Genomic DNA, 13,895 nt, shown 5'->3' on the forward strand with positions numbered 1-13,895 from the left:
ACTAAGGAGAATATGGTGCATCCGGGAGGATTCGAACCTCCGACCGCTCGGTTCGTAGCCGAGTACTCTATCCAGCTGAGCTACGGATGCATCGGGAAACTTGCTTTACTACGCGTCAGTGTCACAACTAACACATGCCACACTGAGTATGATGGAGTAATCGGTAGAGTGACTCGATTACGCCTCGCACTGCGGGCCGCTGCTTTCACAGCGTTCTTCTTTCTGTTTACAGAGAGAAGATGGTGCATCCGGGAGGATTCGAACCTCCGACCGCTCGGTTCGTAGCCGAGTACTCTATCCAGCTGAGCTACGGATGCAAAATGGCGGTGAGGCGGGGATTCGAACCCCGGATGCAGCTTTTGACCGCATACTCCCTTAGCAGGGGAGCGCCTTCAGCCTCTCGGCCACCTCACCACACAACACGCCTCTTGCGAGTGCTTCGAAGAACTTGTTTCTGCTCTTCGTCGCTGCGATGGCGCACATATTACTTTCTGAGACTTATAAGTCAAACAATTTTTCGAGAGCTTTTTCCGTTTGCACACTTCACGCGCAATTAGCCTGCAAAAACGGCAAAAAGAGTATTTTATCAACAGGAAATAGCCCTTTACGGCCACTCAAAAGCGACAACGAAAAATGACGCACGGCGAATAAAAACAAAAGAGAGGATGTCGCGAGAGAAGAAAAAGGAGAAGAAAAGAGAAAAACGACCGCCGGAGGGATGCGCCTCACAATAAAGCGAGGCGCGGAAAGCTTAGTAACTGGACTGCTGGGATTTTTCAGCCTGGATACGCTGGTAGATTTCTTCACGATGTACAGAGACTTCTTTAGGGGCGTTGACACCAATACGTACCTGGTTACCCTTAACCCCTAAAACTGTCACAGTGACCTCATCTCCAATCATGAGGGTCTCACCAACTCGACGAGTCAGAATCAGCATTCTTTGCTCCTTGAAAGATTAAAAGAGTCGGGTCTCTCGCATCCCGGCATTATCCATCATATAACGCCAAAAAGTAAGCGATGACAAACACCTCGCGGTGTAAGCAGTCACGGCATCACATTCTGTTAAACCTAAGTTTAGCCGATCTACACAACTTCAACCCGACTTTATCGTTATCAGTACTTATGACGCAAGATGCCGCTCCCATCAGGTTACGGCACCTATACCCGTCATACTTCAAGTTGCATGTATGTTGGCTTTCCTCACTCACCCCAGTCACTTACTTGAGTAAGCTCCTGGGGATTCGCTGCGTCGCCGCCTTTCTGCAACTCGAATTATTTAGGGTAAATGCGTTTATAGTTATTACAGTTTTGCGCTGACCCAGCCTTTCACACTGGCTAACGCAGCAGGGAGAGCAGACGCATCGGTACCGCCGGCTTGCGCCATATCCGGACGACCGCCCCCTTTACCGCCCACCTGCTGGGCGACCATACCAACCAGCTCCCCTGCTTTCACGCGGTCTGTCACATCCTTAGACACACCTGCAATCAGAGAAACCTTACCATCCGCTACCGTAGCTAATACAACGACCGTCGAACCGAGCTGGTTTTTCAGATCATCAACCATGGTACGCAGCATTTTCGGCTCAACGCCGGCCAGCTCGCTGACCAGCAGCTTAACACCGTTAATTTCTTCCGCTTTACTGGAGAGATTAGCGCTCTCCTGCGCCGCAGCCTGCTCTTTCAGCTGCTGCAGCTCTTTTTCCAACTGACGGGTACGCTCAAGCGCCGCGCGAACTTTATCGCCGATGCTGTGGCTATCGCCCTTCAGCAGCTGGGCGATATCGCTGAGCTGATCGCTCTGCGCATGCAGGCTGGCAATCGCCCCTTCGCCGGTCACCGCTTCAATACGGCGCACGCCTGCGGCGGTACCGGATTCAGAGGTAATACGGAACAGGCCGATATCACCGGTACGCGCCGCGTGAGTACCGCCGCACAGCTCGGTGGAGAAATCGCCCATCCGCAGTACGCGAACGCGATCGTCGTATTTCTCGCCGAACAGCGCCATAGCGCCGGATTCACGCGCGGCATCGATATCCATGATATTGGTTTCGATAGCCAGGTTACGGCGGATCTGGGCGTTCACCAGATCTTCCACCGCTCTAATTTCTTCCGGCTTCATCGCTTCAAAATGCGAGAAGTCAAAACGCAGCGCTTTATCGTTAACCAGCGAGCCTTTCTGCGCCACGTGGGTACCGAGAACCTGGCGCAGCGCCGCGTGCATCAGGTGCGTCGCGGAGTGGTTGAGACGAATACGCTGACGGCGAGCCTGATCGACATCGGCCTGCACCGCGTCACCCACTTTCAGGGAACCGCTGGCGACTTTACCGATATGACCAATAGCCTGGCCGTACTTCTGCGTATCGCTGACCGTGAAGGAGAAGCCAGCGCCTTTCAGTTCGCCTTTATCGCCTACCTGACCGCCGGATTCCGCATAGAATGGCGTCTGGTCGAGGACTACAACCGCATCCTGACCCGCGCTGACGCTATCAACCGCTTTGCCGTCGATGAACAGCGCAGTAACTTTGCCGTTCAGTTCCAGATGATCGTAGCCTTTAAATTCCGATGCGCCGTCAACGCGAATCATCGCGTTATAGTCAGCGCCGAAACCGCTGGACTCGCGCGCGCGGCGGCGCTGCTCTTCCATCGCGGCTTCAAAGCCTGCTTCGTCAACCTTGATGTTGCGCTCGCGGCAGACGTCCGCCGTCAGATCAACCGGGAAGCCATAGGTGTCATACAGACGGAAGGCGGTTTCGCCGTCCAGCGTGTCGCCTTTAAGCTTCGACAGTTCCTCGTCCAGCAGCGCCAGTCCGCGCTCCAGTGTGCGCGCAAACTGCTCTTCTTCGGTTTTCAGCACCTGCTCTACCAGAGCCTGCTGCTGTTTCAGCTCTTCACCGGCGGCGCCCATCACGTCGATAAGCGGAGCAACCAGTTTCCAGAAGAAGGTATCCTTCGCGCCCAGCATGTTACCGTGGCGAATCGCGCGGCGAATGATACGACGCAGCACGTAGCCGCGGTTTTCATTCGACGGGATCACGCCATCAGCAATCAGGAATGCGCAGGAACGAATGTGATCGGCAATAACGCGCAGCGACTTGTTAGTGAGATCGGTCGCGCCGGTGACTTTCGCCACGCTCGCAATCAGGTTGCGGAACAGGTCGATGTCATAGTTGGAATTAACGTGCTGCAGTACAGCGGCAATACGCTCCAGCCCCATACCGGTATCAACGGAAGGCTTCGGCAGCGGCTCCATGGTACCGTCAGCCTGACGGTTGAACTGCATGAAGACGATGTTCCAGATCTCAATGTAACGGTCACCATCTTCTTCCGGGCTTCCCGGAGGGCCGCCCCAGATGTGGTCGCCATGGTCAAAGAAGATTTCGGTGCATGGGCCGCACGGACCGGTATCGCCCATCTGCCAGAAGTTATCAGAAGCAAACGGCGCGCCTTTGTTGTCGCCGATGCGGATAATACGCTCGCGCGGAACGCCCACTTCATTGGCCCAGATGTCGAAAGCTTCGTCATCGGTCTCGTAAACGGTAACCCACAGTTTTTCTTTCGGCAGGGCGAACCAGTTCTCACCGGTCAGCAGTTCCCATGCGTATTTGATGGCATCCTGCTTGAAGTAATCGCCGAAGCTGAAGTTGCCCAGCATTTCGAAGAAGGTGTGGTGACGCGCGGTGTAACCGACGTTTTCCAGATCGTTGTGTTTACCGCCCGCACGCACGCAACGCTGCGCGGTGGTCGCGCGCGAATAATTACGTTTGTCGAGACCAAGGAAGACATCCTTGAACTGGTTCATCCCGGCGTTGGTAAACAGCAGGGTCGGATCGTTGTGCGGCACCAGGGAGCTGCTGGCAACTACCTGATGTCCCTTACTATGGAAAAAGTCGAGAAACGCCTGACGGATCTCAGCGGTGCTCTTGCTCATAATTATCCTGAAATCAAGCTACACTTCATCCTTCAAGTCGCCTCTGACCTGGCGGAACGTCCTCTCCCGGTAGTGAACTCACGTACGCCCCAGAAGCTGTTCTCTCTTGCCGCCGTGATGCAGCTTGAATGATTTTGTGTATAAGGAATAATCGCCCTGGACGCTGATTATGCAATCACAAGCAGCGGCCCGACGGAATAAAGTGGGAATAAGATAAGTTTTCTTTAGAGGGAAGTAAAATCCCCGATGGGTCAATCTGCAAAATTTCGCCAGATTTCCTGGATATCTTCCATCAGATAGCCGCGGTACAGCAAAAATCGCTGGATTTTAACTTTTTCAGTAAAGGCGGTAGGTAACGGTTCGCCGTATTTACGCTGCGCCTGCTCTTTCGCCAGCGCCGCCCAGTCGATTTCACACTCGCGCATCGCGCTTTCGATGTCGCTGCGGCCAATGCCCTTTTGATTCAACTCCTGGCGGATACGTGCCGGCCCGTAGCCCTTGCGGCTCCGGCTGGCAATAAACTGGCGAACAAAACGCTGGTCATCAAGATAGCGGTTTTCCAGGCACCAGCCGACCACCTGTTCGAGCTCTTCCGGCGTGATGTCCAGCTTTTCAGGGCCGTTTTTACTCATTACCGGCGCCGCCAGCTTACGCCGCAGCTCCTGTTCGCTATGATCGCGCATCGCCAGAATACGAATTGCGCGATCCAAAAGACGCGCATAGCCGGAGCGGCGTGGTGAAGTCTCAGTCACAGGCACCTCGATAATCTAAGAAAAGCAAAAGGGCCGCATCAGCAGCCCTTTGTCACTCTTTTAGACGATATCAGAAATCTTGTTCGGTTTCTTCTGCGTCGTTGCCGTCAACCGCGAAGTCCGGCGTGGAGTCCTGGTTGTTGAGCAGCAGTTCGCGAACTTTCTTCTCAATTTCTTTCGCCGCCGCCGGGTTATCTTTCAGCCAGGAGATAGCGTTCGCTTTACCCTGACCGATTTTGTCGCCGTTGTAGCTATACCAGGCACCTGCTTTTTCAATCAGCTTCTCTTTCACGCCGAGGTCAACCAGCTCGCCGAAGAAGTTGATGCCTTCACCGTAGAGGATCTGGAATTCAGCCTGTTTGAACGGCGCGGCGATTTTGTTTTTCACCACTTTCACGCGGGTTTCGCTGCCGACAACGTTGTCGCCCTCTTTCACCGCGCCGATGCGGCGAATGTCCAGACGCACGGAGGCATAGAACTTCAGCGCGTTACCACCGGTGGTGGTTTCCGGGTTACCGAACATCACGCCGATTTTCATACGGATCTGGTTGATGAAGATCAGCAACGTGTTGGACTGCTTCAGGTTACCAGCCAGTTTACGCATCGCCTGGCTCATCATACGCGCCGCGAGGCCCATGTGAGAGTCGCCGATTTCGCCTTCGATTTCCGCCTTCGGCGTCAGCGCCGCCACGGAGTCGACGACGATAACGTCTACCGCGCCGGAACGCGCCAGCGCGTCACAGATTTCCAGCGCCTGCTCGCCGGTATCCGGCTGGGAGCACAGCAGGTTGTCGATATCAACGCCCAGCTTGCGGGCATATACCGGATCCAGCGCGTGTTCGGCATCGATGAACGCACAGGTTTTGCCTTCACGCTGCGCTGCGGCGATAACCTGCAGCGTCAGGGTAGTTTTACCCGATGATTCCGGCCCGTAGATCTCAACGATACGGCCCATTGGCAGACCGCCTGCGCCGAGCGCGATATCCAGAGAAAGCGAACCGGTGGAGATGGTTTCCACGTCCATGGAACGGTCTTCACCCAGGCGCATGATGGAGCCTTTACCGAATTGCTTTTCGATCTGGCCCAGTGCTGCCGCCAACGCTTTCTGTTTGTTTTCGTCGATCGCCATTGTTACTCCTGTCATGCGAGGTGAAGCGCGTTCGCTTCGCCGTTAATATTTGTTCAGTTGAGGCAATTATACTGTATGGTCATACAGTATCAAGTATTTTGTAGAAATTGTTGCCAGAGCAGATTTAACGCATAGGCCGTCGCCTGACGACGCACCGCTTCGCGGTCTCCGGCAAAGCATTCGCGGCGGGTCACGCCCTGCCCGTTCGCACAGGCGACGCCGAACCACACGGTGCCGACGGGCTTCTCCGCGCTGCCGCCGTCCGGGCCGGCGACACCGCTGACCGATACCGCATAGGTGGCGCGCGCCGCGCGTAGCGCGCCAATTGCCATCTCGACAACCACCGGTTCGCTCACCGCGCCGTTATCCAGTAACGTCACTTCGCTCACGCCAATCATCTGCGATTTGGCTTCGTTGCTATAGGTCACGAAACCGCGCTCAAACCACGCTGAGCTACCGGCAATATCGGTCAGCGCTTTGGCTATCCAGCCGCCGGTGCAGGACTCCGCGGTGGTCACCGTCGCGCCCTGCGCTTTCAGCGCCAGCCCAACCTGTTCGCTTAGCTGCATTAATTCTGAATCGGTCATTTTTGCCCCGCTTAAGCCAGATAAAGAGGCCATCAAAGATAGCACTTTCGACAGAGATATGGGGACGAGGTGGTGATTTTACGAGGGGGGATCCAAAAATGGGCCGTCCCGCTGCAACCGGGACGACCAGACAACCTGTTACTTCATACTATTGGCGATGAGCTCGACGTTATGGCGCAGCATTTTAACGTAGCTATCGGCTACGCCGCCCGGCTTAGACAGCGCTTCCGGATAGAGTTCGCCGCCCGGTTGCGCCCCCGTCGCGCCAGCGATTTGCTGCACCAGACGCGGGTCCAGCTGGTTCTCCATAAACCAGGTATGTACGCCATCGGCTTTGATTTGCTTAATCAACGCCGCCACCTGCGCCGCGCTGGCTTCGCTCTCGGATGAGAGCCCCTGCGGCGCAAGGAACGTCACGTTGTAAGCGCGGCCAAAATAGCCGAAAGCGTCATGGCTGGTCAGCACTTTACGCTTCGCCTGCGGGATGGCGCTAAACTGCGCCTTCGCCCAGCCGTCAATTGCCGTCAGCTGCTCGATATAACGCTTACCGCTGCTCTGGAGCGCCGCTTTATCCTGCGGGTCGGCTTTCACCAGGCCATCAAGGATATTCTGCGCGTACAACGCGCCATTAGCGGCGCTATTCCAGGCGTGCGGATCGGTCACCGTTTTACCGTCTTCATCAAGGGTATGCGTCTTAACCCCTTTTGAAGCCACCACTAATTCGCCCTTAAAACCGGACGCTTTCACCAGCCGATCCAGCCACCCTTCCAGGCCAAGCCCGTTGACCACCACCACGTCGGCTTTGCTGAGCAGCGCGCTATCCTTCGGTGAGGGTTCAAAGGTGTGCGGATCGCCATCCGGCCCTACCAGCGTATCGACATGAACATGCTCGCCGCCGACCTGCTGCACCATATCGCCCAACACCGAAAAACTGCTTACCACGTTCAGCGTTTTTGCCATCGCCCCCTGCGCCATCAGCCCCACGGCTAACGCCATCACCACTGCACTTCGTTTCATCATTTCCTTACCCCATCAATTTGCGCCAGCCAACGACCAGCCGGCTGCGCGTGCCAAAAAACACTGAAATAAAAAACAGTACGCTGGCGGTCAGCACGATGGCGGGCCCGGCGGGTAAATTCACTGCCCACGAAAGGCTCAATCCCATCCAGGCGCAAAACGTGCCGATCGCCGCCGCCAGCAACAAAATGCCCGGCAGCGTTCGTGCCCAGCAGCGCGCCGCTACCGCGGGCAACATCATCAGCCCTACCGCCATTAGCGTGCCGAGCACCTGAAACCCCGCCACCAGGTTCAGTACCAATAGCGCGAGAAACAGGCCGTGCAGCAGCGCCGGTAGCCGCCGCGCGTTGACCTGTAGCCAGGCGCTATCGAATGCCTCGCTGACCAGCCCGCGATAAAACAGCGCAATGCACAGCAGCGTCAGGCTCGCCACGCCGGTGACAAAGAACGCCGCGTCGCTATCCACCGCCAGAATCGAACCGAACAGCAGGTGCAGCAGATCGACGCTGGAGCCGCGCAGCGAGACCAGCGTGACGCCAAGCGCCAGCGAGCCGAGGTAAAACCCGGCAAAACTGGCGTCCTCTTTCAGCGGCGTTCGCCGGCTGACCCAGCCTGCCACCAGCGCCACCGCGATCCCGGCGATAAATCCGCCAACGCTCATCGCCAGCAGCGACATGCCGTTAAGGAGATAACCCGCCGCCACCCCCGGCAGAATGGCGTGCGACAGCGCATCGCCCATCAGGCTCATCCGTCGCAGCAGCAATAGCACGCCTAACATGGTGGTGCTCAGCGACAGCGCGAAGCACACCACCAGCGCCCGGCGCATAAAGCCAAATTCAATAAAAGGTTGAAAAAAGGTATGCCAGATCATGCCTGCCTCGCGGTGTTGAAGGCAGGAAGCACACTTGACGTCTCGCCCCAGCGCGCGTGCTGGGGTTCAAGCAGCAGCGTCTCGGGAAAGAAATCGGCCACGCACTGGTTATCGTGCAGCACCGCCAGTATCGTTTGCCCCTCTCGATGCATATCGACGATAAGCGCCATCAGCTCGCGGCTGGTGGCCTCATCGACGCCGGTAAACGGCTCGTCCAACATCACCAGCGGCGCCTGTTGCACCATCACCCTGGCAAAGAGCATGCGCTGGAACTGGCCGCCCGAGAGTTCTTCAATCGGCGTATTGGCCAGCGCGCTGAGCCCCACCCGCTCGAGCGCCGCCTTGATGCGCTGACGCTCGCCGCCGCCCAGACCGCGCAGCAGCGAGACTCGCGGCCATGCCCCCTGGCTGACGACATCGCGCACCAGCAGCGGAAACTGTGATTCCAGGGCATGGCGCTGCGCCAGCCAGCCGACCACTGGCCGCCCTTTGCGCCAGTTCAGCCGGCCGCTAACCGGTGGAATAAATCCAGCCAGCGTTTTCAGCAGCGTCGATTTACCACAGCCATTAAGCCCGACAATCGCCGTCAGGCTTCCCGCCGCAATCACGCCGCTTAGCGCCGGAGTGATTGCCATGCCTTCATACCCGGCAACCAGGTGATCCAGCTCAATCATGGCAGCGCCACCGCCCACCATGTGGCCAGCCATAGCGCCGCCAGCAGTCCGCTGGCGATTGCCACGCGCGCCGCGCCGGATGCCATAAAAACCGATGTGAACATATTCCCGCCCCATTAAAATGTTATAACATAACAATATGGGATTCAGAAAAGAATGTAAATCTGCGTCAGCGAGAGGAAATGTAACAAAGGTCAACAAGAGGCACGCAGACGGGAAAAAACGGATGGATAAGCGCAGCGTCGCGGGGCTACCAAACAGATACCAGACCGTAGCCCGGATAAGGCGCTACGCGCCGCCATCCGGGGAACTCGAAATTTGTCGGCTGGATGAAAGGATCAATACCCGCCGCGGGCCTGCGAAACCGCCAGCCCCAGTTGCCAGACAGCCATCGCGTAGTGAGTGCTGTGGTTATAGCGGGTGATAGTGTAGAAGTTCGGCAGGCCATACCAGTACTGGTACCCGGTGCCGATATCCAGCCGCAGCAGGCTGGCCTGCTGATGGTTGCCCAGCGGCTGCGTTGGGGTTAACCCCGCCGCCGACAGCTGTGAAACGCTGTATTTGGTTTTAAAGCCGTTATCCAGACCCGGCGCCTGGCCCAGAGCCTGCACCGCGACGGTATCGCCGCTCACCCAACCGTGCTGTTTAAAGTAGTTCGCCACGCTACCGATGGCATCAACCGGATCCCACAGGTTGATATGACCGTCGCCGTTGAAGTCCACCGCGTATTGCTTATACGACGACGGCATAAACTGGCCGTAGCCCATCGCGCCGGCAAAGGAGCCTTTCAGATCCAGCGGGTCATCGCTTTCGCTGCGCGCCATCAGCAGGAAGGTTTCCAGCTCAGAGGAGAAGTATTCAGCGCGGCGCGGATAGTTAAACGACAACGTCGCCAGCGCATCGAGGATGCGGGTTTTGCCCATCACCCGGCCCCAGCGGGTTTCCACGCCGATAATGCCGACGATGATTTCCGGCGGTACGCCGTAGACCTGATACGCGCGGTTCAGCGCGTCCTGATACTGGTTCCAGAACACCACGCCGTTCTGCACGTTATCCGGCGTAATAAACTGTTTCTTATAGCGTAACCAGGCGCCGTTTGGCCCGGTCGGCGGCAGCCCGCTCGGCGCCTGGCGATCCATCAGCCGCAGCACGTAGTCCAGGCGCTTAGCCTGCGACAGAATCTCCTGGAGCTGCTGTCTATCGAAGCCGTGCTTCGCCACCATCTTATCGATGAACTGCGCCGCCGCTGGGTTATTGGCGAAATCGCCGCCCATCTGCATCACGTTATGCTGCGGTTCCAGCAAAAAGCCGCCGGTTCCGCTCGCCATCTCCGCTTCCGCGGGGGTCTTAGGTTTGCTGCTGCAGGCAGCGAGAAGTGCACATAAAGGGAGTAAAGCCAGATAGCGACGCTTCAACATGGGAATTCCATTTAACAAAATCGGCAAAGGGTAATTATGGTAAAGCATGCGCCCGCCAACAAGGAAGCGGCAATACATTTGCAGACAAAATAGTCCTTTTTTTGCACGTTCTCCGAGTTCGATCTGCACGTTAATTTTTTCACTCATCGAGCACAAACTTTCAAAATAAAATATTTATCTTTCATTTTGCGATCAATTTAACACTTTTAAACCTTTCAAAGTGATTAAAATCAGCCTCCAGTTAGCAAGAAAAATAATACGCTGAAGGAGAGAACAATGATTGAAATCGTTACCCACGGCGCTGAGTGGTTCATCGGCCTGTTTCAGAAAGGCGGCGAGGTGTTTACCGGTATGGTGACCGGGATCCTGCCGCTGCTGATAAGCCTGCTGGTGATCATGAACGCGCTGATCAACTTTATCGGCCAGCAGCGGATCGAAAAGCTGGCGCAGCGCTGCGCCGGCAACCCGCTTACCCGTTACCTGCTGCTGCCTTGCATCGGTACCTTTGTCTTCTGCAACCCCATGACCTTAAGCCTTGGCCGCTTTATGCCGGAGAAATACAAACCGAGCTACTACGCGGCGGCCTCCTATAGCTGTCATTCGATGAACGGGCTGTTTCCGCACATCAACCCCGGCGAGCTGTTTGTTTATCTCGGCATCGCCAACGGCCTCACCACGCTGGGCCTGCCGCTTGGCCCGCTGGCGGTGAGCTACCTGCTGGTTGGCCTGGTGACCAACTTCTTCCGCGGCTGGATCACCGACCTGACCACCTCTATTTTCGAAAGAAAAATGGCGATTCAACTTGACCAGAAAGTGCATCTGTCAGGAGCGACATCATGACCCGTATTCGTATTGAAAAAGGGACCGGCGGTTGGGGCGGCCCGCTTGAGCTCGACATCGTTGAGGGCAAAAAGATTGTCTATATCACCGCAGGCACCCGCCCGGCGATCGTCGATACGCTCGCCAGCCTGACCGGCTGGCAGGCGGTTGATGGATTTAAAGAAGGTGAACCGGCGGAAAGCGAAATTGGCCTCGCCATTATTGACTGCGGCGGCACCCTGCGCTGCGGCCTCTACCCGAAGCGCCGTATTCCGACCATCAACATCCACGCCACCGGTAAATCCGGGCCGCTGGCGCAGTATATCGTCGAAGATATTTACGTCTCCGGAGTCAAAGAAGAGAACATCAAACTGCTGGAAGATAGCGGCGAGACGGCAGTGCAACCACTCCCCGCCGCGGGCCGCGATTACGATACCAGCAAGAAGATTACCGAACAGAGCGACGGCCTGCTGGCTAAGGTCGGGATGGGGATGGGTTCGGTAGTGGCGGTACTGTTCCAGGCCGGGCGTGACACCATTGATACGGTGCTGAAAACCATTCTGCCGTTTATGGCCTTCGTCTCGGCGCTGATCGGCATCATCATGGCCTCCGGCATCGGCGACTGGATTGCCCACGGCCTGGCGCCGCTCGCCAGCCATCCGCTGGGGCTGGTGACGCTGGCGCTGATCTGTTCCTTCCCGTTGTTATCGCCGTTTCTCGGCCCCGGCGCGGTGATAGCCCAGGTGATCGGCGTACTGATTGGCGTCCAGATCGGTCTGGGCAACATTCCACCGCATCTCGCCCTACCCGCGCTGTTTGCCATTAATGCCCAGGCCGCCTGCGATTTTATCCCGGTAGGCCTGTCGCTGGCCGAAGCCCGTCAGGAGACGGTACGCGTCGGCGTGCCGTCGGTACTGGTCAGCCGCTTCCTCACCGGCGCGCCAACCGTGCTGATCGCGTGGTTCGTTTCCGGATTTATTTACCAATAAGAGGTTCCTTAAGATGACCGTCATTTACCACACCACCATTACCCGTATCGGCGCCAGCGCGGCGACGGCGCTGGAAGAACAGATGCTCATTACCTTCCGCGAAGGCGCACCGGCGGATATCGAAGAGTATTGCTTTATTCACAACCACGGCGAGCTATGCGGCGCGCTGCGCCCGGGCGCAGAGCTACAGCTCGGCGATCGGCATTATCCGGTGACCGCCGTCGGCGAGGTCGCCGAGCAAAACCTGCGCGAGCTGGGCCACATCACCCTGCGCTTTGACGGTCATCGTCAGGCGGAGTTTCCCGGAACCGTTCACGTCGCGGGCCCGGTGCCGGACGCCATCGCGACCGGCTGTGTACTGAAATTTGTTGCTTAGAAGGAGAGAAAGATGAATCAGGTTGCTGTTGTCATTGGTGGCGGACAAACCTTAGGAGAGTTTCTGTGCCGCGGTCTGGCCGCCGAGGGCTACCGCGTGGCGGTGGTTGATATCCAAAGTGAAAAAGCCAGCCGCGTCGCCCAGGAGATCAACACTGAATATGGCGAAGGTACGGCATACGGCTTCGGCGCCGACGCCACCAGCGAAGCCAGCGTCACGGCGCTGGCTCACGGCGTGGATGAGATTTTCACGCGCGTCGATCTCCTGGTCTACAGCGCCGGTATCGCTAAGGCCGCCTTTATTAGCGACTTCGCGCTGGGCGATTTTGACCGCTCGCTGCAGGTCAACCTGGTGGGCTATTTCCTCTGCGCCCGCGAGTTCTCACGACTGATGATCCGCGATGGCATTAAAGGTCGCATCATTCAGATCAACTCGAAATCCGGCAAAGTCGGCAGTAAGCATAACTCAGGCTATAGCGCGGCGAAGTTCGGCGGCGTCGGGCTGACCCAGTCGCTGGCGCTGGATCTGGCGGAATACGGCATTACCGTGCATTCGCTGATGCTCGGCAATCTGTTGAAATCACCGATGTTCCAGTCGCTGCTGCCGCAGTACGCCACCAAGCTCGGCATTGATGAGAGCGAAGTCGAGCAGTACTACATCGATAAGGTGCCGTTGAAACGCGGCTGCGATTACCAGGATGTGCTGAACGTGTTGATGTTCTACGCCAGCCCGCAGGCGTCGTACTGCACCGGGCAGTCGATTAACGTCACCGGCGGCCAGGTGATGTTTTAAAAGGTTCCCGGATGGCGCTGCGCTTATCCGGGCAACAAAACTGTAGGTCGGGCAAGGCGTTAGCCGCCACCCGACAAAAAACGGTACCCGGGTTGTACCCGGCATCACACCTTCAGGAGACATTATGGTTACCGCACTCATTACCGCCGCCGCTATTGCCTGGCTTTGCCAACTGGCGTTCGGCGGCTGGCAGATCCGCCGCTTCAATCGCGCCTTTGATAGCCTTTGCCAGCAGGGCCGCGTTGGCGTAGGCCGTTCCTCCGGGCGCTTTAAACCGCGCGCGATTGTCGCTATCGCCGTCGATGAAAACGATCGTATTTGCGATACGCTGTTGATGAAGGGACTCACCGTCTTCGCCAGCCCGCAAAAAATCCCCATGCTTAGCGGTAAACATCTCGAGGAATTGCAGCCTGATGTGATCTTTCCCAATGATCCGCTCTGTCAGAATGCACTATCATTAGCGCTTAATCCGAAACATGCATAATTTCGTTGTGAAAGTTAATATCTTGCGAAATTATCACTTCGAAACTTAAACGCAGGATA

General features: G+C 56.9%; 14 protein-coding genes and 3 tRNA genes. 5 read left to right on the top strand and 12 right to left on the bottom strand.

Features of this window, described 5'->3' with window-relative positions; genetic code table 11:
• Positions 1-13 precede the first annotated feature (13 nt).
• From PGQ95_RS00005 to mltB, 12 genes are all read right to left on the bottom strand, one after another.
• Positions 14-90, bottom strand: a tRNA-Arg gene (locus PGQ95_RS00005).
• A 150-nt stretch (positions 91-240) separates the two neighbouring features.
• Positions 241-317: transfer RNA gene (locus PGQ95_RS00010), tRNA-Arg, on the bottom strand.
• A gap of 4 nt (positions 318-321) precedes the next feature.
• Positions 322-414: transfer RNA gene (locus PGQ95_RS00015), tRNA-Ser, on the bottom strand.
• Positions 415-751: 337 nt separating this feature from the next.
• Positions 752-937: a carbon storage regulator CsrA gene (gene csrA, locus PGQ95_RS00020; RefSeq protein ID WP_000906486.1), complete on the bottom strand. Its 186-nt coding sequence runs from the start codon at positions 935-937 to the stop codon at positions 752-754.
• Between the two features lie 363 nt (positions 938-1,300).
• Positions 1,301-3,928: an alanine--tRNA ligase gene (gene alaS / locus PGQ95_RS00025; RefSeq protein WP_045395419.1), complete on the bottom strand. Its 2,628-nt coding sequence runs from the start codon at positions 3,926-3,928 to the stop codon at positions 1,301-1,303.
• A 251-nt stretch (positions 3,929-4,179) separates the two neighbouring features.
• A complete protein-coding gene (recX, locus tag PGQ95_RS00030) occupies positions 4,180-4,680 on the bottom strand; it encodes a recombination regulator RecX (RefSeq protein WP_042894995.1) in 501 nt (166 codons plus the stop codon).
• 70 nt (positions 4,681-4,750) lie between these two features.
• Entirely contained in the window at positions 4,751-5,809 is a 1,059-nt protein-coding gene (gene recA / locus PGQ95_RS00035) for a recombinase RecA (RefSeq protein WP_015370055.1), read from the bottom strand.
• Positions 5,810-5,898: 89 nt separating this feature from the next.
• The gene (gene pncC / locus PGQ95_RS00040; protein ID WP_087859292.1) at positions 5,899-6,396 is read right to left on the bottom strand and encodes a nicotinamide-nucleotide amidase; all 498 of its coding nucleotides are present in this window, start codon (positions 6,394-6,396) and stop codon (positions 5,899-5,901) included.
• Between the two features lie 138 nt (positions 6,397-6,534).
• On the bottom strand, positions 6,535-7,413 hold the full coding sequence (locus tag PGQ95_RS00045) for a metal ABC transporter substrate-binding protein (protein ID WP_087859293.1): 879 nt from the start codon (positions 7,411-7,413) through the stop codon (positions 6,535-6,537).
• A gap of 7 nt (positions 7,414-7,420) precedes the next feature.
• The gene (locus PGQ95_RS00050; protein ID WP_430916610.1) at positions 7,421-8,284 is read right to left on the bottom strand and encodes a metal ABC transporter permease; all 864 of its coding nucleotides are present in this window, start codon (positions 8,282-8,284) and stop codon (positions 7,421-7,423) included.
• The gene (locus tag PGQ95_RS00055; RefSeq protein ID WP_162750228.1) at positions 8,281-8,991 is read right to left on the bottom strand and encodes a metal ABC transporter ATP-binding protein; all 711 of its coding nucleotides are present in this window, start codon (positions 8,989-8,991) and stop codon (positions 8,281-8,283) included. Before PGQ95_RS00055 ends, PGQ95_RS00050 begins: the two co-directional genes overlap by 4 nt.
• 305 nt (positions 8,992-9,296) lie before the next feature.
• Complete coding sequence (gene mltB / locus PGQ95_RS00060) at positions 9,297-10,376, bottom strand: lytic murein transglycosylase B (RefSeq protein ID WP_020078114.1); 1,080 nt, start codon at positions 10,374-10,376, stop codon at positions 9,297-9,299.
• A 276-nt stretch (positions 10,377-10,652) separates the two neighbouring features.
• Here mltB and srlA point away from each other — a divergent pair, with 276 nt between their 5' ends.
• The 5 genes from srlA to gutM all read left to right on the top strand — a co-directional run bounded on the left by srlA (position 10,653) and on the right by gutM (position 13,836).
• Positions 10,653-11,216 carry a PTS glucitol/sorbitol transporter subunit IIC gene (gene srlA, locus PGQ95_RS00065; RefSeq protein ID WP_087859294.1) on the top strand — a complete coding sequence of 188 codons (564 nt, stop codon included), beginning with the start codon at positions 10,653-10,655 and terminating at the stop codon, positions 11,214-11,216.
• Positions 11,213-12,184, top strand: coding sequence for a PTS glucitol/sorbitol transporter subunit IIB (gene srlE / locus PGQ95_RS00070; protein ID WP_430916612.1), 972 nt, complete (start codon positions 11,213-11,215; stop codon positions 12,182-12,184). The genes srlA and srlE overlap by 4 nt, the downstream gene beginning before the upstream one ends.
• 13 nt (positions 12,185-12,197) lie before the next feature.
• On the top strand, positions 12,198-12,560 hold the full coding sequence (gene srlB, locus PGQ95_RS00075; protein WP_113374629.1) for a PTS glucitol/sorbitol transporter subunit IIA: 363 nt from the start codon (positions 12,198-12,200) through the stop codon (positions 12,558-12,560).
• A 12-nt stretch (positions 12,561-12,572) separates the two neighbouring features.
• A complete protein-coding gene (gene srlD, locus PGQ95_RS00080) occupies positions 12,573-13,352 on the top strand; it encodes a sorbitol-6-phosphate dehydrogenase (RefSeq protein WP_213317203.1) in 780 nt (259 codons plus the stop codon).
• A 124-nt stretch (positions 13,353-13,476) separates the two neighbouring features.
• Positions 13,477-13,836 (top strand): transcriptional regulator GutM, encoded by a 360-nt coding sequence (gene gutM, locus PGQ95_RS00085; protein WP_430916614.1) that lies wholly within the window; start codon positions 13,477-13,479, stop codon positions 13,834-13,836.
• Positions 13,837-13,895 lie beyond the last annotated feature (59 nt).

Origin of the sequence: Klebsiella sp. 141240, assembly GCF_050600805.1 — a bacterium.
Classification (GTDB): Bacteria; Pseudomonadota; Gammaproteobacteria; order Enterobacterales; family Enterobacteriaceae; genus Klebsiella; species Klebsiella aerogenes.

What these genes read in the sequence shown, in the direction of transcription:
- srlA (WP_087859294.1), top strand. Translation starts at nt 10,653, where the DNA reads ATGATTGAAATCGTTACCCACGGCGCTGAGTGGTTCATCGGCCTGTTT.
- srlB (WP_113374629.1), top strand. Translation starts at nt 12,198, where the DNA reads ATGACCGTCATTTACCACACCACCATTACCCGTATCGGCGCCAGCGCG.
- gutM (WP_430916614.1), top strand. Translation starts at nt 13,477, where the DNA reads ATGGTTACCGCACTCATTACCGCCGCCGCTATTGCCTGGCTTTGCCAA.
- recA (WP_015370055.1), bottom strand. Translation starts at nt 5,809, where the DNA reads ATGGCGATCGACGAAAACAAACAGAAAGCGTTGGCGGCAGCACTGGGC.
- csrA (WP_000906486.1), bottom strand. Translation starts at nt 937, where the DNA reads ATGCTGATTCTGACTCGTCGAGTTGGTGAGACCCTCATGATTGGAGAT.
- srlD (WP_213317203.1), top strand. Translation starts at nt 12,573, where the DNA reads ATGAATCAGGTTGCTGTTGTCATTGGTGGCGGACAAACCTTAGGAGAG.
- PGQ95_RS00055 (WP_162750228.1), bottom strand. Translation starts at nt 8,991, where the DNA reads ATGGCTGGCCACATGGTGGGCGGTGGCGCTGCCATGATTGAGCTGGAT.
- PGQ95_RS00045 (WP_087859293.1), bottom strand. Translation starts at nt 7,413, where the DNA reads ATGAAACGAAGTGCAGTGGTGATGGCGTTAGCCGTGGGGCTGATGGCG.
- PGQ95_RS00050 (WP_430916610.1), bottom strand. Translation starts at nt 8,284, where the DNA reads ATGATCTGGCATACCTTTTTTCAACCTTTTATTGAATTTGGCTTTATG.
- alaS (WP_045395419.1), bottom strand. Translation starts at nt 3,928, where the DNA reads ATGAGCAAGAGCACCGCTGAGATCCGTCAGGCGTTTCTCGACTTTTTC.
- mltB (WP_020078114.1), bottom strand. Translation starts at nt 10,376, where the DNA reads ATGTTGAAGCGTCGCTATCTGGCTTTACTCCCTTTATGTGCACTTCTC.
- pncC (WP_087859292.1), bottom strand. Translation starts at nt 6,396, where the DNA reads ATGACCGATTCAGAATTAATGCAGCTAAGCGAACAGGTTGGGCTGGCG.
- srlE (WP_430916612.1), top strand. Translation starts at nt 11,213, where the DNA reads ATGACCCGTATTCGTATTGAAAAAGGGACCGGCGGTTGGGGCGGCCCG.